The following is a 17,126-nucleotide window of genomic DNA, read 5'->3' as shown; positions in this document are numbered from 1 at the left end:
GGACGCATGCAGCGCTACAGCGCGGCATCGAAGACTGCAGTGCGCAAGCACGGCAGGAAGACCGCTGCAGTGGCAGCACTGTCGGTACTCGCACTGACGGCCGCAGCCTGCGGCTCGGGACGCACCGACGCCGGAGGATCCGGCGACAGCGGCGGCGAGACCATCACGGTCGGCACCACCGATCAGGTGACATCGCTCGACCCGGCCGGCTCGTACGACAACGGTTCGTTCATGGTGATGAACCAGACGTATCCGTTCCTGATGAACTTCGCGCCCGGTAGCTCCGAACTCGAGCCCGACGCGGCCGAGAGCTGCGACTTCACCGAGCCGACCGTCTACACGTGCACGTTGAAGGACGACCTGAAGTTCGCCAACGGCAACCCGCTGACGAGCGAGAGCGTGAAGTACTCGTTCGATCGGATCGTCGCGATCAACGACCCCAACGGCCCCGCGTCGTTGCTCACCAATCTCGACAGCATCGCCACGCCCGACGAGAAGACCGTCGAATTCACCCTGAAGGCTGCGAACGACCAGACCTTCCCGCAGATTCTGGCGACCCCGGCAGGACCGATCGTCGATCAGACCGTCTTCCCGGCCGATTCGATTCTCGACGACGACGCCATCGTGGCGGGTACTCCGTTCGCGGGCCCGTACTCGATCTCGAGCTACGCCAAGAACTCCCTCGTCAGCTTCGCCGCGAACGGTGACTACAACGGCATTCTCGGAACGCCGAAGACGTCGTCGATCAACGTCAAGTACTACACCAGCTCCGACAACCTCAAGCTCGACGTGCAGAACAAGGCCATCGATGTCGCGTGGCGCTCGCTGACCCCGACGGACGTCGAATCGCTCGGCAGTGTGGACGGACTGACGGTGCACGAGGGACCCGGCGGCGAATCGCGCTACATGGTGTTCAACATGAACACGATGCCCGGCGACACCCCGGAGCAGAAGTTGGCCGTGCGCAAGGCGATTGCGTCCTCGGTCGATCGTCAGGCGCTGTCCGACGGCGTCTACAAGGGCACCTACACCCCGCTGTACTCCGTGGTTCCCACCGGACTGGCCGGCGCGAACACCGCCTACGGCGATGTCTACGGCACCACGCCGAACCGCGACGAGGCGGCTGGATTCCTTTCCGCCGCAGGCATTGCCACTCCCGTTCAGCTCAACCTGCAGTACAACCCGGATCACTACGGTTCGAGCTCGAGCGAGGAATACGCCGCGATCAAGAGCCAGCTCGACGCGACGGGCCTGTTCAACGTGAACCTGCAGTCCACCGAGTGGAGCACCTACACCAAGGAACGCGTCGCCGACGCCTACCCGGTGTACCAGCTGGGCTGGTTCCCGGACTATCCCGATGCAGACAACTACCTGACGCCGTTCTTCGCGCCGGACAACTTCCTGCAGTCGCACTTCGAGAGCCCGGCCATCACCTCGCTGCTCGATCTCGAACGCACGACCGCCGACGAGGACGCTCGGATGCAGATCATCGGTCAGATTCAGACCGAGCTCGCGACGAACTACCTGCCGACGCTTCCGTTGTTGGAGGGCAAGCAGATCGCCGTCGCCACCGACGAGATCAGCGGTGTGGACGAGACTCTCGACGCCTCGTTCAAGTTCCGTTTCGTCACTCTCGCCAAGAGCTGACCGGTGCCCACTACCGCGGACGCGCCGGTAGGGGAGAAGCAAGCGCAGCAGGCGAGCGCGCCGTCACGGTACGGCGCGCTCGCCCGCTATCTCGGGGTCAGATTTCTGCTGATCATTCCGACTGCCTGGATTCTCGTCACCGTCGTCTTCTTTCTCATGCGTGTGATCGGTGATCCGATCACCGCCGCCCTCGGCGGCCGCCTTCCCGCCGAACAGATCGCCCAGCGCAAGGCCGAAGCCGGCTACGACCGGCCGATCCTGACGCAGTACTGGGAGTACCTGACCGGATTGCTGCGCGGCGATTTCGGCCGCTCAGCGACCGACAATCGCGCGATCAGTGACGTTCTGCTCGTCAACGGTGCTGCGACACTGGAATTGGCGTTCTGGGCACTGCTGGTCGCCTTCGCGGTCGGCATCCCGCTCGGCTTCTTCGCCGCCACCCATCGGGACCGATTCGGTGACGCCTCGCTGCGGATCTTCGCGATCCTGGCGTATGCGGCACCGGTGTTCTTCGTCGGCATGCTGCTCAAACTGCTGTTCGCGGTCAAGCTCGGCTGGCTGCCGGTGGCAGGACGAGCCAGCACGAACGTGGAACTGGCACTGCAGAACGTCTCGCCCAAGACCAACATCCTCATCGTCGATTCGTTTCTCTACGGAGAGACGAGCTACACCGTGGACGTGCTCGAGCATGCGGTACTTCCCGCACTCGCTCTGGGTCTGCTGACGGCCGGAGTGTTCCTGAGGCTGGTGCGCGTCAATCTGATCCAGACCCTGCAGGCACCCTTCGTCGACGCCGCGCGCGCTCGCGGATTGAGCGAGGGCACGGTGACGCGACGGCATGCGTTCCGCAACGCCATGATTCCCATCGTCACCGTCATCGGCCTGCAGATCGCCGTACTGCTCGGCGGGGCGGTGCTGACCGAGACGACCTTCGAGTGGCAGGGCCTGGGCTACGAACTCGCCCGGTACCTGCAGGCCCGCGATTTCGTTGCGGTGCAGGGCATCGTGACGTTCCTGGCCGTGGTGGTCGCCGTCGTCAGCTTCGTCACCGACGCGATCGTCGCACTCATCGACCCGAGAGTGAGGTTCTGATGAGCACCGAAGTCGTGCTGTCCGACGTCCCTCCCACCCGTCCGCACCGCCGAGGATTTCCGGGCGTCGCGTTCGTCAAGTCCACGTCGGGGCTGCAACGCGTCACCCTGATCGTCGGGTTGGCCCTGATGGTCGGGTTCGTTGTCGCCGCAGTGTTCGCTCCGCTCCTCGCGCCGTACGGGTTCTCGCAGACCAGCGACGCCGGGCAGGATTTCGCCCGCCAGGCGGCTCCGTCCGCGCAGCATTGGTTCGGCACGTCGGTCCGCGGCGAGGACGTGTTCTCCCGCGTGATCTACGGTGCGAGAACAGCATTGATGGTGATCGCATCGTCGTTGGTGCTCTCGCTGATCATCGGTGTTCCGCTCGGCCTGGCCTCGGGCTACATCGGCCGTTGGTTCGATCGCGTCCTCGTACTGTTCATGGACGCGATGTACGCCTTTCCGTCGCTGCTCCTCGCGGTGGTCATCTCGATCGTCGTCGCAGGCGGACAGTCGTCCAGTTTCGGCGGTATCGCGTCCGCGGCGATCGCCATCACGGCGATCTTCGTGCCGCAGTACTTCCGCGTGGTACGCAACGCCACGGTGGCGGTCAAGACCGAACCGTACGTGGACGCCGCCCGGGTCACCGGGGCCGGTACTCCACGAATCCTGTTCCGGCACATCCTCGCCAACGTGGTGCAGACACTGCCGGTCATCATCACCCTCAACGGTGCCGAGGCCATCCTGACCCTCGCCGGGCTCGGATTCCTCGGCTTCGGTATCGAACCCACCTCCGCCTCGGAGTGGGGCTACGACATCAACAAGGCGCTGCCGGACATCTCCAACGGCATCTGGTGGACGTCGGTGTTCCCCGGCCTGGGCATCGTGCTCGTGGTGCTCGGCCTGACCATGGTGGGCGAAAGCGCAAGCGAGACACTCAATCCGCTGCTGCGCACCCGCAAGAAGTTCAAGAAGGCGGTGAAGGTATGACATCGAGCGTTGTGACTCCACGCGAGTCCGCACTGTCGGTGAAGTCGCTGTCCGTCACGTTCGCCACCGATGCCGGCGAAGTCGACGCCGTCACCGAGGTCTCGTTCGAGGTGTATCCCGGCGAGGTCCTGGCTGTGGTGGGTGAGTCCGGATCGGGCAAATCCGTCAGCGTCCGGTCCGCCATCGGACTGCTACCCGACACCGCACGCGTCGAGGGACACGTGGTTCTCGGTGGCCAGGACGTGACGACGCTGAGCAACAAGGCGTGGGCGCAGTTGCGCGGCAACAAGATTTCGATGGTGTTCCAGGAACCGGGTAGCGCCCTCGATCCGCTGTTCACCATCGGATATCAGATCGTCGAGGCGCTGCGTGCGCACACAGACGCGGACGGTAAGCGGATGTCGGCCAAGGACGCCAAGACGCGAGCCGTCGAACTGCTGTCGATGGTGGGTCTGCCCAGTCCCGAGCAGCGGTTCTCGTACTACCCGCACGAGCTCTCGGGCGGGCAGAAGCAACGCGTCATGATTGCGATCGCCATCTCGTGCGAGGCGAAGGTAATCATCGCCGACGAGCCGACCACCGCCCTCGACGTCACGGTGCAGGCCGAGATCCTGGAGTTGCTCCGCGATCTCAAGGACCGGCTCGGCTGCGCGATCGTGCTGATCACCCACAGCATGGGCGTCGTCTCGGATCTGGCGGACCGCGTCGTCGTCATGCAGAACGGTCGCGTCGTAGAGGAAGCCCCGGTGGCGCAGCTCTTCGACGCACCCGCGGACGACTACACCAAGAAGCTGCTGGCCGCGGTGCCCACACTGGCCGCGGTGGAGTCCGACAAGACGGTCGACACCTCGGGTGAACCGGTACTCGACGTCTCGCGTCTGGTGGTGCAGTTCTCCGGCGGCGTCGGCTCACCTGCGTTCAGGGCCGTCGACGACGTCTCGCTGACCATCCACCGCGGCGAAACCCTCGGACTGGTGGGAGAATCCGGCTCGGGCAAGTCCACGATCGGCAGATGTGTTGCAGCACTGCAGAAGCCGACGAGTGGCAGCGTGACGGTGATGGGACAGAACATCGCAGGCGTGAGCGAACGCAAGCTCAAGCCGCTGCGCAAGCGATTCGGCTTCGTCTTCCAGGACCCGTCGGCGTCACTGAATCCGCGACTGACCGTCGGGCAATGCATCGCCGAGCCGATGATCGTGCACAAGTACGGCTCCACGGATGCGATCGCCGCGAGGACCACCGAACTGCTCGACGCCGTACAACTGCCGTCGGGCACCGACAAGCGCTACCCACACGAGCTCTCCGGTGGGCAGCGGCAACGCGTCAGCCTGGCGCGGGCACTGGTGCTCGGTCCGGATCTGGTGGTGGCGGACGAGCCGACCAGTGCCCTCGACGTCTCGGTGCAGGCAGCGGTGCTGGACCTGTTCGAGGCGCTACAGCAGGAATTCGGTTTCGCGTGCCTGTTCATCAGCCACGATCTCGCCGTGGTGGACCGCGTCGCGCATCGGGTGGTGGTGCTGCGCAACGGGGGAATCGTCGAAGAGGGAACACCGTGGAAGATTCTGCGATCCCCGGAGGCGGACTACACGAAGAAGCTGTTGGCTGCGATTCCCGGCAAGCGCCTGCACACGTGAGTTCTTCTCCTGACCGGGCACTCCGGTACCGTTGGGGCCGCGCCGCACCGGGCGCTGACATGAACTAGTACACAGGCTGGAGCCGAATGACCGAGGAATCCCAACCCACGAGCGCAACTCACTCGGGCGGTGCCTCCTACGCGGCGGCCGGGGTCGACATCGCCGCAGGAGACCGAGCAGTGCAGCTGTTCGCGCCGCTCGCCAAGAAGGCCAGTAGGCCCGAGGTGATGGGCGGTCTCGGCGGTTTCGCCGGTCTCTTCGCACTCAAGGGCGACTACCGCGAGCCGGTCCTGGCGGCCTCGACCGACGGCGTCGGCACCAAGGTCGCCGTCGCGCAGGCCCTCGGGAAGCACGACACCCTCGGCCTCGACCTCGTGGCCATGGTCGTGGACGATCTCGTCGTCTGTGGTGCCGAGCCGTTGTTCCTGCAGGACTACATCGCCGTGGGCCGCGTCGTTCCCGAGCAGGTCGCCGAGCTGGTCAAGGGCATAGCAGAAGGCTGCATCATCGCCGGCTGCGCTCTGCTCGGCGGCGAGACGGCCGAGCACCCGGGACTGATGGCCGACGGCGATTACGACCTCTCGGCCACCGGCATCGGCGTCGTCGAGGCGGATTCGATCCTCGGACCCGAGCGGGTGCGTCCCGGTGACGTCGTCATCGGCATGGGATCGTCGGGTCTGCACTCCAACGGCTACTCCCTCGCCCGCAAGGTGCTACTCGAGATCAACCACATGGATCTCGGCGGACACGTCGAGGAATTCGGCCGCACGCTCGGTGAAGAACTGCTCGAACCCACCAAGATCTACGCCAAGGACTGCCTCGCGCTCGCAGCCGAGACCGACGTCCGCACGTTCTGCCACGTGACCGGCGGCGGACTGGCGAACAACCTCTCGCGGGTCATGCCCGAGGGTCTGGTCGCCGAACTCGACCGCACCACCTGGAGCCCGGCTCCGATCTTCTCGCTGATCGCTCAGCGCGGACGCGTCGAGCGGGCCGAGATGGAGCAGACGTTCAACATGGGTGTCGGCATGGTCGCCATCGTGGCACCCGAGGACGTCGACCGAGCACTTGCAGTGCTGACCGCACGCCACATCGACTGCTGGACTCTCGGCACGGTGAAGAAGGCGACCGGTAAGGACGTCGCCGACGAGCGTGCGTTGCTGCTCGGTAACCATCCGCGGTTCTGACCGCGGCAAGGTTCTGATCGTCCGAACATCGGGCGAACAAGTGAGGGGGAGCCGCTGCGCGGCTCCCCCTCAGTCGTTGTCGTGCACAGTACTAGCGTCGCCAGTCCTCGTACTCGTCTTCCTCGACTCGGGAATGCACATCCGAGTCAGAGTGGATGCCACGATGGGAGTTGGACGAACCACCGGAGAGCTCTCTTTGCAGACTCTCCAAGTCCGTTGTCGGCGAGCTGTACTTGAGCTCACGAGCGACCTTTGTCTGCTTTGCCTTAGCCCTGCCTCGGCCCATGGCGGTGCCCCCTCGCGGACTTGCGGGGCGGCCTGGGGAAATTTGGCGGCCCCGTTAGAGTTGGTATTTCTTCCTGGCACACACTCTAGCGCGCGAATCGCTGCGATGCGCATACGGCACCACGTGTTGGGGGCGCGCATGGTGATGCGACACGCCCGGGCCGGGGGTCGATGCCGCCTGTACCTGCGCATATCCGTGCAGAGGCAAACTATCTTCGTTCTGCGACACGAAATCGGTAGTGCTGCGCGTCATGGTCTCCGCAACGATTCGAGCGCTGCAGCGGCGTCGCGGTACACCTTCGGTGCCAATCCCGGCGCGTCCAGCAGAGTCTGCATCGCTGCGTGATCCCTCCCCTCGAACAGCATCCGCACCGTCACCCCGTGCTCGGGGACCGACGTCACGCTCACGGCGTCACCGCCGCCGAAGACTCCGGGTTCGAGCACTCGGAGATACGCACCCACATCACCGCGCGCGGTGAAGCGACGGATCCAACCGGGCTCGCCCATCCACCGTGCGAACGTTCCGCAGGGCTTGCGGGCGATCGTCACCTCCAACTCCACACTGCCCACTCGCCACCGCGAGCCGATCACCGCATCGGTCACCGGGACACCGGTGGTCCGCAGGTTCTCACCGAAACGTCCGGGAGGAACGGGCGTGCCCAGCCGATCGGCCCAGTACCTCGCCTCGTCCTCGTCGTAGGCATAGACGGCCTGATCGAGTCCGCCGTGGAACTTCGTGTCGCGGCAGTGATCACCGCCGATGCCGAGCTCGTGGACGTCCACCGGCCCGTCGACGGGCCGTTTGTCGATGCCACTGTCGACCACCGCGCGGCGTCCGAACGGAACATCGGCGTGCACGACGCAGACAGCGAGAACGGTGCCGATCACCGGCCGCGCAGGCGGTCCACCGCAGCGCGACCGGCCTGGACGTCGTCGTACGACGGGATCGAATCGGGATCGATCGACGCCGCACACGGACCCGCCTCGAGGGCGGTATCGACCGGAACGGTCCGCTTGAGCAGAGCCAGTGCGATCGGCCCCAGCTCGAAGTGATCTATGACGGTACCGAGGCGGCCGACGGAGCGTCCGCCTGCGGTGACCGGATCGCCGGTGCCGGGCCGACCGTCCGCAGAACCGTCGAGATGCAGCAGCACCAGGTGCCGCGGCGGGCGACCGAGATTGTGCACGCGGGAGACGGTCTCCTGCCCGCGGTAGCAGCCCTTCTCCAGATGCACCGCGCCGAACTCGGCGGCGCTGCCGATCCAGCGAACCTCGTGCGGGATGGTCTTCTCGTCGGTGTCCACTCCTACGCGCGGACGCAACGATTCCACGCGCAACGCGTCGAACGCCCAGGTTCCGGCGGGAGCGGCTCCGGCGTCGCGCAGCCGGACGAACCAGTCGGTGATGTTCTCACGGGGGATCACAACGTCGTACGAATTCTTGCCCGGCCAGGGCATCCGCCGAACGAAACCGCCGCCGTCGATCGGCGAAGCACCGTAGATCTCGCTCGGAGCAGGCAGGTCGGCCTTGCCGAGCACCGAGGACGCGTCGGATCCGAGGACGGTGAGAACGGCGAGTTCGTCGGCCTGGCGGGGTTCGGCCTTGGCCCAGAACACCATCTTCTTCAGAAACGAGAGCAGATCCGGGCCGGCTGCGCGCTCGGTGTCGATGTACGTGACGCCGGCCAGGTCGGTCTGCACGAAGTGATGCTCGATGCGGCCGTTGACGTCGAGACTGAGATTCTCGGCCGAGCTGCCGTCGGCCAGGTTCGTCACGAGTTGGCTCGAGATGGTGTTCAACCAACTCAGGCGCTCGTCTCCGCTGATGGCGAGGACGAAGCGGTGGGACCGATCGATGACGGCAGCGCCGCTGACCGCGTCGCGTTGTTCACCGAACGGATTGCCGTAGTGCCAGGCCACCCCGGCATCGACGCTGTCGTCGGGGGAGGGCACTGCGCCGGGGAGTGTCAGAAGTGGACTCGGGCTGATCGTGACTGTGTCGGACACAGCTCCATAGTAGGAGCCCGTCGGCGAGGCAACTCGATGACCGGTCCCTTTACACCCCCGAAACGGCGATGACACGGCACCGCGACGGCGCATACCTAGCGTGTCGATCCATGAAGAAACTGGCGCATCCAGCCGCGCAGATCGGCCTCGCCGCGATCGCCGGCATCGTGTTCGGGTTGGTGGTCGGCGAGTGGGCCGCGAACCTGAAGTTCATCGGCGACCTGTTCATCCGACTGATCCAGATGTCGATCGTCCCGCTGGTGATGGCCTCGGTCATCGTCGCCACCGGATCGATGGCAGGAGCGGGAACCGGCAGGATCGCCTTCCGCACCTTCAAGTGGATGATCGGGTTCTCGGTGGTCGCTGCCGTGCTGGCCTGGGTGCTGAGCAGCATCGTCCGCCCGGGCGCGGGCATGGTGTACACCCAGCAGCTCGATCCGTCGCTCGAGGAATCGGCGGGAGAGGCGCTCGGCTGGCAGGACACGTTGCTCAACTTCGTCAGCACCAACGTGTTCGACGCCATGTCGACGGCGACGATGGTGCCGATCATCGTCTTCTCGCTGCTCTTCGGTATCGCGCTGCGCAGTCACATCACCAAGACCGGCAACACCCAGGTGCTCTCGTTCATGGACCAGATTCAGCAGATCGTCCTGACGATGATCCGGCTCGTCATGGTCATCGCCCCGGTCGGTGTGTTCTGTCTGCTCGCCGCGCTGGCCGGAGACGTCGGGTTCTCCGTGGTCTCCACCGCACTGAGCTACCTCGGCACCACGCTCCTCGGGGTGCTGATTCTGTTCGCGCTCTTCGTCGTGGTCGTGACGATGCGAACCCGATTGAACCCGTGGAAGCTGCCCAGCAAGCTCACCGAGCAGACGGCCGTCGCAGTGACGACCACGAGCTCGGCCGTCACCTTCCCGACGGTGCTGCGCAACACCGTCGAGAAGGTCGGCGTCAGCCAGAAGGTCGCCAACTTCACGCTGTCGATCGGGCTCACCATGGGCTCGTACGGTGCCGTTCTCAACTACATGATCGTGGTGATGTTCCTCGCGCAGGCAGGCAACATCGAGCTGAGTCTCGGGCAGATCGTGCTCGGCATGGGCCTGGCGGTTCTGCTCAACATGGGCACCATCACCGTGCCCGGTGGATTCCCCGTCGTCGCGATGTTCCTCGCGACCTCGCTCGACCTACCGTTCGAGGCCGTCGGCCTGTTGATCGCCGTCGACTGGTTCGCCGGAATCTTCCGTACGTTCCTCAACGTCAACGGAGACACGTTCGTCGCCATGCTCGTCGCCAACGCCGACGACGAGATCGACCGCGAGGTCTACAACGGCACCAAGGTCGTCGTCGCCGAGGATCTCGACCTCGACGAGTACGCCGACGCGATGGCGGCGGCCGACCGAGCGGATTGATCGAACGCGTCCGCTCCCCTCTAGGGTGACGGGCATGTCGGAGTCGGTAGTGGTGACGTTGGACGGCCGTGTGCACGACGCGAATCGGCCGTTGCTGTTCGCCGACGATCTGGCCGCGGTGCGCGGCGACGGGGTGTTCGAGACGCTGCTCGTGCGCGACGGCGCGGCGTGTGCGGTCGAGTTGCATCTGGCTCGGCTGGTGGCGTCAGCGAAGGCACTGGACCTGCCCGTTCCCGATCTCGACCAGTGGCGCGCCGTCGTCGAACAGTCCGTCGAACTGTGGGCACTAGAGTCCGAGGACGAGGCAGTCCTGCGTCTGGTTCTCAGCCGCGGACGCGAGGGCGGCGGTGACCCCACCGCGTACGTGACGGTGGGAGCGCTGCCCGAGCGAGTGCGAGCCGCGCGCACCGACGGGGTGTCGGTGATCACGCTCGACCGCGGCTACTCGGTGGACTTCTCGTCCCGAGCGCCGTGGCAGCTCGCGGGGGCCAAGACGTTGTCGTATGCCACCAACATGGCCGCGCTTCGGCACGCGTCCGCTCAGGGCGTCGACGACGTCATCTATCTCAGCAGCGAGGGGCGGGTGCTCGAAGGTCCGCGCTCGACGGTGGTGCTCGCGCGCGGTAAGACTCTCGTCACACCGTCGGTCGAACAGGGCATCCTGGCCGGAACCACGGTCGCCGGGTTGTTCTCCGTAGCCGAGTCCGCCGGTTGGACGTGCGAACGCGGACACCTGTATCCGGCGGATCTCATTGCCGCAGATGGTGTTTGGCTGGTCTCGAGCGTCACTCTCGCCGCGCGGGTCACGACGATGAACGGCGTCCCGCTGGGCACTCGGCGGCACACCGACGACGTTCGATCGATGGTCGATGCCGCCGTGGAGACGGCCGAAACTCGGTAGGAGTCCAACGACTCTGCCGAAGGACTCTTCCCTACTACTACTCGTAGTAGTACTGTCGAATTCGTCGCGGGCCAACGCCCTGACCTGCGGTGTTACCCGTCACAGTACGGGTGGAAGAGTTCGGAGCCTTGATGGACGCCTTGGATGTCTCACGATGGCAGTTCGGTATCACCACCGTCTACCACTTCATACTCGTTCCCCTCACGATCGGCCTCGCTCCGATGGTGGCTGCCATGCAGACCATGTGGGTGATCACCGGCAAGGACTCCTGGTACCGACTGACCAAGTTCTTCGGCAAACTCTTCCTCATCAACTTCGCCCTCGGTGTCGCCACCGGCATCGTCCAGGAATTCCAATTCGGCATGAACTGGAGCGAATACTCCCGCTTCGTCGGTGACGTGTTCGGCGCTCCGCTCGCACTCGAAGGCCTCGTCGCCTTCTTCCTCGAATCCACGTTCCTCGGACTGTGGATATTCGGATGGAGCAGACTCCCCAAACTCGTTCACCTGGCCACGATCTGGCTCGTCGCCATCGGCGTCAACGCCTCGGCGTACTTCATCATCGCCGCCAATTCCTGGATGCAGCATCCCGTCGGCGCGATCTACAACGAAGAGACCGGCCGCGCCGAACTGACCGACATCTGGGCACTGCTCACCAACAACACTGCGCTGGCAGCGTTTCCACACGCCGTGGCCGGAGCGTTCCTCACCGCCGCGACCTTCGTCGCAGGTATCTCCGGCTGGTGGATGGTCCGCGAGGCTCGCAAAGCGAAGAACGAGAACGAGTTCGACACGCTCCCAGCCCCGGCCACCGGGGTCACTGCGCAGGCTCCACTCCCGGCCCCGGCCACCGACTCACGTTCGATGTTCAGGTCGGCAGCGCGCATGTCCTTCATCGTCATGATCGTCGCGGGCGGCGCCCTCGCCATCACCGGAGACATCCAGGGCAAGCTCATGTTCGAGCAACAGCCGATGAAGATGGCATCCGCAGAATCGTTGTGCGACACCGAGACCGGAGCCAGTTTCTCGCTCCTGACCGTGGGCACCCACAACAACTGCGAGTCCGTGGTCCACCTCATCTCGATCCCCGGCCTCACCTCGTTCCTGGCGGAGAACGACTTCGGTGCCACCGTGCAGGGAGTCAACCAACTGCAGGAGCAGTACGAGCAGCAGTTCGGCCCGGGCAACTACAAGCCCAACCTGTTCGTCACCTACTGGGCATTCAGGATGATGATCGGACTGGCCGCAGGCTCGGCACTGCTCGCGATCGCGGGACTGTGGGTCACTCGGGGTGGCCGGATTCCCGACCAGAAGTGGTTCTCGCGGTTGTCACTGCTGGCCATTCCGACGCCGTTCCTCGCGAACAGCGCCGGTTGGATCTTCACCGAAATGGGCCGCCAGCCATGGGTCGTCGCACCCAACCTGTCCGGCGTCGATCAGATTCGGCTCACCGTCGACCAAGGTGTCTCGGACCATCCCGTCGGCCTCGTTCTCGCCTCACTGGTGACGTTCACACTGCTCTACGCCGCTCTCGGTGGGGTGTGGTTCTACCTGCTCCGACGCTACGTGGTCGAAGGGCCTCTCGAACACGACGCGCATCCGCACGTCGACCCACCGGAATCGGAAGACGAAGAGCCCAAACAGCTCTCGTTCGCCTACTAGGGGATAGCAATGTCACTGCCCGAATTCTGGTTCTTCGTCATCGGCTTCTTCTTCGTCGGCTACTTCGTGCTCGAAGGGTTCGACTTCGGCGTCGGAATGCTCATGCCCATTCTCGGGCGGCACCCCGATTCCGCCACGGGGGAGAAGCGTCGACGCACCGTACTGAACACGATCGGCCCGGTCTGGGACGGCAACGAAGTATGGCTCATCACCGCAGGCGGCGCGCTGTTCGCAGCGTTCCCCGAGTGGTACGCAACATTGTTCTCGGGCTTCTACCTGCCGCTGCTGCTGATCCTGGTGGCATTGATCCTGCGCATCTGCGCCATCGAATGGCGTGGCAAGATCGACGATCCGGTGTGGCGCAGGCGCTGCGACATCGGCATCGGTATCGGCTCGTGGGTACCGGCGGTGCTGTGGGGCGTTGCCTTCGCCAACATCGTGCGCGGCGTAGCCATCGACGAGAACAAGAAGGTCACCGCCGGCTTCTTCGATCTGCTCAACCCCTATGCACTGCTCGGCGGAGTCACGATGGCACTGGTGTTCGCGCTGCACGGCGCGGTGTTCATCGCACTCAAGACCTCGGGAGACGTGCACGAGGACTCGGTGAAAATCGCAGCGCGATTGGCAATTCCGGCAGTTCTCGTCGGCGGATCATTCGCTGTGTGGACCCAACTCGCCCACGGCAAGACATGGACCTGGGTACTCGTCGGCGTGGCAGCGGTGGCCCTGCTTCTCGTCGTCGCGCTGACGGCGAGAGTGCGCGAAGGCTGGGCCTTCGTGTTCACCAGCATTGCCATCGTTGCGGTTGTGGTGCTGCTGTTCGCCTCCCTGTTCCCGAACGTCATGCCGTCGAGCACGGATGCCGCCTTCGATCTCACCATCGCGAACGCGTCGTCCAGCCCGTACACACTGAAAGTGATGACCTGGGCCGCAGCATTCGCCGCACCCGTCGTCATCGGATACCAGGGGTGGACGTACTGGGTCTTCCGCCAACGCATTTCGAGTGCCCACATCCCGGACTCGATCGGACTGACGGTGAAATCGTGACCGCCTCCGCTCGCACGCGGGGACCGGTCGATCCCCGACTGTGGAAATACTCTCGATCCGCGCGGGGCTACCTGATCGTCACGGTTGCTCTGTCGACCGTCGTCACGCTCTGCATCATCTTGAGCGCGTTGACAATCGGAACTGTGCTGGCAGGGGTCATCACCGAACCGACGGCCAGATCGCTGTCCGCCTGGACGACGGAACTGGCGGTGCTGGCGGGCGCAGTGGCCGTCCGTGTGCTCGCAACCGGAGCTCAGTCCCGCTACGCGCACCGGTCGGCGTCACGTGTGGTGGCCGAGCTGGAAGTGGAGGTGCTCACTGCAGCAACGCGATTCGAGCCTCGCGAGCTCGACCGCGAGCGGGAAGAATTGGTCGTCGTCGTGACTCGAGCAATCGGGGGTCTGCGGGCGTACCTGACCGGATACCTGCCGGCGCTGGTGTCGGCGGCCATCGTCACTCCGCTGGTTCTGATCGTCATCGTCACCCAGGACGTGACGTCGGCGGTGGTCATCGCGGTGACCTTGCCGCTCATTCCGATCTTCATGATTCTGATCGGGTTGCTGACCAAGGGCCGAGCCGCGGCGACGCTCTCCACGATGACCAGGCTGTCTGCGCAGTTGCTCGATCTTCTGGCCGGCCTGCCGACCTTGCGCGCGCTGCGTCGCGAACACGGACCGGCCGCTCGCATCCGCGCACTGGGCGACGCGCACCGACGAACCACCATGCGCGCGTTGAAGATCGCCTTCCTGTCGTCGATGGTGCTCGAGTTGCTTGCGACCCTGTGTGTGGCGCTCGTGGCCGTCGGCATCGGATTGCGCTTGGTCTTCGGCGAGATGACTCTCGAAGCGGGCATCATCGCGTTGATCCTGGCCCCCGAGGTGTATTTTCCGCTGCGCGCCGTGGGGACCCAGTTCCACGCAGCTGAGGACGGCGTCGAGGCCGCGGAGCGCGCCTTCCGAGTCCTGGACAGGCGTACGACACAGCCGACCGGCCGCCGGACCGTCGACGCTGCGACCGCGAACATCGAACTCGCCGGACTCACCGTCGCGAGCCGGGACGGCGACGCTCCGGCCCAGTTGAGTGCGCTGTGCCGACCGGGCACCATCACGGTACTGACCGGGCCCAACGGCTCGGGTAAATCGACTGCACTGCACGCGGTTCTGGGACTCACGACGCCCACGAGCGGCGCGGTTCTGGTCGGCGGTGTGCCCGTGGTCGATCTCGATCTCGACCGATGGTGGGCACAGGTCGCCTGGCTTCCGCAGCGGCCGATACTGCTTCCCGGCACGCTCCACGAGAACGTCACCCTCCACGGCGTGCCCGACGCCGCCGCACTGGACGCGGCCTGCCGCGCTTCGGGATTCGATGCCGTACTGCGAGAGCACCCGAACGGCTGGAACACTCGCGTCGGTCAGGGTGGAGTCGGTCTGTCGCTCGGCGAGCTGCAACGTCTGGCCCTGACCCGAACGTTCGTCTCCGCTGCTCCGGTGATGGTGCTGGACGAGCCCACGGCGCACCTGGATGCGGCGAGCGAACGGACTGTGCTGCAGGCCCTTCGAGATGCGGCCGATCGCGGCGTCACCGTGGTGATGGTCGGTCACCGGCGCTCGGTACTGCACGCCGCAGACCGCGTCGTCGAGGTGCGAAGCAGCTCAGAGGTGGCACGGGAGTTCGATCATGTCTGATCTACGACGCGCGCTGGCCCTGTTCGAGCTCTCCCCACGGCGGGTGGCACTGGCCGTGGCCGCGGGCGTGGCAACTCTCGGCAGCGCACTGGCACTCGCCGCACTGTCGGCATGGTTGATCACCCGAGCGTGGCAGATGCCTCCGGTGCTGGATCTGACCGTCGCAGTGGTGGCCGTTCGTGCATTGGGCATCTCCCGCGGCGTGTTTCGCTATCTCGAACGATTGACCACACACGACGCGGCCCTGCGCGGTACGACGGCAGCACGCACGAGGATCTACGAACGACTGGCGAACGGGCAGGGCGCGCTCACTCTGCGGCGCGGTGACGTCCTGGCTCGCACCGGGGCGGACGTCGACGTGCTCGGCGACGTCGTCGTACGCGCGATCGTTCCCATCTGCGTCAGCGTCGTGATGATGCTCGCAGCCGTGGGCCTGGTCGCCGGTATCGCGCCTGCCGCCGCGGCGATCCTGGCGGTGTCCTTGCTGATCGCGGGGGTGGGCGCACCGATCCTGGCGGCGCGGTCGGCACGGGTCGCCGAAGAGGCCGGAGCCGACGCCGACGCGCGGTTCACCGAGACGGCCGTTCGGGCACTCGACCACGCCGCAGAGCTGCGGGTCGCCGGACGACTCGATGCGACGCTCACCGAAGCCCATGGGGCAGCTCAGGACTCGGTTCTCGCACGCGACCGGGCGGCACGACCGTCGGCGCTGGCCGATGCCGCCGGTCCGCTGTCGATCGGTGCATCGGTGATCGGGTCCTTGCTCGTCGGCATCGGGCTGTACGGACCGACCGGAGGCACCGCAGGTGGCATGACACCGATGGCCCTGGCCATCGTCGTGCTGGTTCCGCTGGCCGCCTTCGAAGCGACGGCGGCACTGCCCGGAGCGGCAATCGCCCTGATGCGTGGACGAATCGCGGCAACTCGAATCCTCGCCATGCTCGATGCGGCTCCGCCGCAGTGGCGTGGTCATGTGCCCTCTGAGGCACTTGACCGCACCACTGCGCGAAGCGCACTGATCGGACCCAGCGGATCGGGCAAGAGCACGATGCTGCGGGAGTTCGCCGAGGAATGCGGTTCGGAGGCAGCGCTGTTCGCCGAGGACGCGCACCTGTTCGACACCTCGATTCTGGAGAACCTGCGGGTGGTGCGCGGCGATGTGGACGAGCAGGAAGCAATCAGGGCACTGCAGAAAGTCGGCCTCGGCCCATGGCTCGACGCTCTGCCGCTCGGAGTCCACACCACCCTGGTGGGCGGCGCACAGGCCGTCTCCGGGGGAGAGCGCCGCAGACTGCTGCTCGCGCGGGCCGTGCTCAGCACGGCACCGATCGTGCTGCTCGACGAACCGACCGAGCACCTGGACCGAATCTCCGGCGAATCGATACTGCGCCAGCTGCTCACCACGGACGGAGGATTGTTCGGAGCCGACCGAACAGTGGTGGTCGTCACCCATCAACTACCGGAGCGCACCGACGCCGACCAGGTGATCGACCTCGGCTCGGACAGTGCGAAAAAACTCTTTGCCGACTCGGAAACTCGGGCGTACGTTGTGAAGTACACGAGAGAGGAGGTGGTCTGAAGTTGATGAACTCTAGGACGCGTGA

Annotated in this window: 14 protein-coding genes; 11 read left to right on the top strand and 3 right to left on the bottom strand. The window is 65.4% G+C overall.

What is annotated here, in order from left to right; all coding sequences use genetic code 11:
- The first annotated feature begins 6 nt into the window (after nucleotides 1–6).
- The 5 genes from NY08_RS12540 (at nucleotide 7) to purM (ending at nucleotide 6,528) form a co-directional block, all read left to right on the top strand.
- The gene (locus NY08_RS12540; RefSeq protein ID WP_045200295.1) at nucleotides 7–1,647 is read left to right on the top strand and encodes an ABC transporter substrate-binding protein; all 1,641 of its coding nucleotides are present in this window, start codon (nucleotides 7–9) and stop codon (nucleotides 1,645–1,647) included.
- Nucleotides 1,648–1,752: 105 nt separating this feature from the next.
- The gene (locus tag NY08_RS12535) at nucleotides 1,753–2,739 is read left to right on the top strand and encodes an ABC transporter permease (protein ID WP_045200293.1); all 987 of its coding nucleotides are present in this window, start codon (nucleotides 1,753–1,755) and stop codon (nucleotides 2,737–2,739) included.
- On the top strand, nucleotides 2,739–3,707 hold the full coding sequence (locus NY08_RS12530) for an ABC transporter permease (protein ID WP_032395914.1): 969 nt from the start codon (nucleotides 2,739–2,741) through the stop codon (nucleotides 3,705–3,707). The genes NY08_RS12535 and NY08_RS12530 overlap by 1 nt, the downstream gene beginning before the upstream one ends.
- Entirely contained in the window at nucleotides 3,704–5,341 is a 1,638-nt protein-coding gene (locus NY08_RS12525) for an ABC transporter ATP-binding protein (RefSeq protein WP_045196658.1), read from the top strand. The genes NY08_RS12530 and NY08_RS12525 overlap by 4 nt, the downstream gene beginning before the upstream one ends.
- Before the next feature lie 86 nt (nucleotides 5,342–5,427).
- Nucleotides 5,428–6,528, top strand: coding sequence for a phosphoribosylformylglycinamidine cyclo-ligase (purM, locus tag NY08_RS12520; protein WP_032376541.1), 1,101 nt, complete (start codon nucleotides 5,428–5,430; stop codon nucleotides 6,526–6,528).
- Nucleotides 6,529–6,619: 91 nt separating this feature from the next.
- On the opposite strand, the gene NY08_RS25535 is transcribed toward purM, so the two are convergent.
- The 3 genes from NY08_RS25535 to ygfZ form a co-directional block, all read right to left on the bottom strand.
- A complete protein-coding gene (locus NY08_RS25535) occupies nucleotides 6,620–6,814 on the bottom strand; it encodes a DUF3073 domain-containing protein (RefSeq protein ID WP_082073787.1) in 195 nt (64 codons plus the stop codon).
- Between the two features lie 248 nt (nucleotides 6,815–7,062).
- On the bottom strand, nucleotides 7,063–7,701 hold the full coding sequence (locus tag NY08_RS12515; RefSeq protein WP_045196656.1) for an MOSC domain-containing protein: 639 nt from the start codon (nucleotides 7,699–7,701) through the stop codon (nucleotides 7,063–7,065).
- Nucleotides 7,698–8,819: a CAF17-like 4Fe-4S cluster assembly/insertion protein YgfZ gene (ygfZ, locus tag NY08_RS12510; protein ID WP_045196654.1), complete on the bottom strand. Its 1,122-nt coding sequence runs from the start codon at nucleotides 8,817–8,819 to the stop codon at nucleotides 7,698–7,700. The genes NY08_RS12515 and ygfZ overlap by 4 nt, the downstream gene beginning before the upstream one ends.
- Nucleotides 8,820–8,929: 110 nt before the next feature.
- On the opposite strand from ygfZ, the gene NY08_RS12505 reads away from it, so the two are divergent.
- From NY08_RS12505 to NY08_RS12480, 6 genes are all read left to right on the top strand, one after another.
- Complete coding sequence (locus NY08_RS12505) at nucleotides 8,930–10,228, top strand: dicarboxylate/amino acid:cation symporter (protein ID WP_045196652.1); 1,299 nt, start codon at nucleotides 8,930–8,932, stop codon at nucleotides 10,226–10,228.
- 34 nt (nucleotides 10,229–10,262) lie between these two features.
- Entirely contained in the window at nucleotides 10,263–11,129 is an 867-nt protein-coding gene (locus tag NY08_RS12500) for an aminodeoxychorismate lyase (protein ID WP_045196650.1), read from the top strand.
- Between the two features lie 131 nt (nucleotides 11,130–11,260).
- Entirely contained in the window at nucleotides 11,261–12,790 is a 1,530-nt protein-coding gene (locus tag NY08_RS12495; RefSeq protein ID WP_045200291.1) for a cytochrome ubiquinol oxidase subunit I, read from the top strand.
- A gap of 9 nt (nucleotides 12,791–12,799) precedes the next feature.
- Nucleotides 12,800–13,837, top strand: a complete 1,038-nt coding sequence (gene cydB, locus NY08_RS12490) for a cytochrome d ubiquinol oxidase subunit II (RefSeq protein ID WP_045196648.1) — start codon at nucleotides 12,800–12,802, stop codon at nucleotides 13,835–13,837.
- Nucleotides 13,831–15,522 carry a thiol reductant ABC exporter subunit CydD gene (cydD, locus tag NY08_RS12485; RefSeq protein ID WP_045200289.1) on the top strand — a complete coding sequence of 564 codons (1,692 nt, stop codon included), beginning with the start codon at nucleotides 13,831–13,833 and terminating at the stop codon, nucleotides 15,520–15,522. The genes cydB and cydD overlap by 7 nt, the downstream gene beginning before the upstream one ends.
- Nucleotides 15,515–17,101: an ATP-binding cassette domain-containing protein gene (locus NY08_RS12480; protein ID WP_045196646.1), complete on the top strand. Its 1,587-nt coding sequence runs from the start codon at nucleotides 15,515–15,517 to the stop codon at nucleotides 17,099–17,101. Before cydD ends, NY08_RS12480 begins: the two co-directional genes overlap by 8 nt.
- The last annotated feature ends 25 nt before the right edge of the window (nucleotides 17,102–17,126 follow it).

It is taken from the genome of Rhodococcus sp. B7740 (assembly GCF_000954115.1).
In the GTDB taxonomy this organism is placed as follows: Bacteria; Actinomycetota; Actinomycetes; order Mycobacteriales; family Mycobacteriaceae; genus Rhodococcoides.
Note: the sequence above shows the minus strand (reverse complement) of the source record. Positions and strands in the feature narration are given on the sequence as shown.

Coding starts and splice junctions, on each gene's coding strand:
- NY08_RS12540 (WP_045200295.1), top strand. CDS start 7: ATGCAGCGCTACAGCGCGGCATCGAAGACTGCAGTGCGCAAGCACGGC.
- NY08_RS12530 (WP_032395914.1), top strand. CDS start 2,739: ATGAGCACCGAAGTCGTGCTGTCCGACGTCCCTCCCACCCGTCCGCAC.
- NY08_RS12525 (WP_045196658.1), top strand. CDS start 3,704: ATGACATCGAGCGTTGTGACTCCACGCGAGTCCGCACTGTCGGTGAAG.
- purM (WP_032376541.1), top strand. CDS start 5,428: ATGACCGAGGAATCCCAACCCACGAGCGCAACTCACTCGGGCGGTGCC.
- NY08_RS25535 (WP_082073787.1), bottom strand. CDS start 6,814: ATGGGCCGAGGCAGGGCTAAGGCAAAGCAGACAAAGGTCGCTCGTGAG.
- NY08_RS12505 (WP_045196652.1), top strand. CDS start 8,930: ATGAAGAAACTGGCGCATCCAGCCGCGCAGATCGGCCTCGCCGCGATC.
- NY08_RS12500 (WP_045196650.1), top strand. CDS start 10,263: ATGTCGGAGTCGGTAGTGGTGACGTTGGACGGCCGTGTGCACGACGCG.
- NY08_RS12495 (WP_045200291.1), top strand. CDS start 11,261: ATGGACGCCTTGGATGTCTCACGATGGCAGTTCGGTATCACCACCGTC.
- cydB (WP_045196648.1), top strand. CDS start 12,800: ATGTCACTGCCCGAATTCTGGTTCTTCGTCATCGGCTTCTTCTTCGTC.
- NY08_RS12480 (WP_045196646.1), top strand. CDS start 15,515: ATGTCTGATCTACGACGCGCGCTGGCCCTGTTCGAGCTCTCCCCACGG.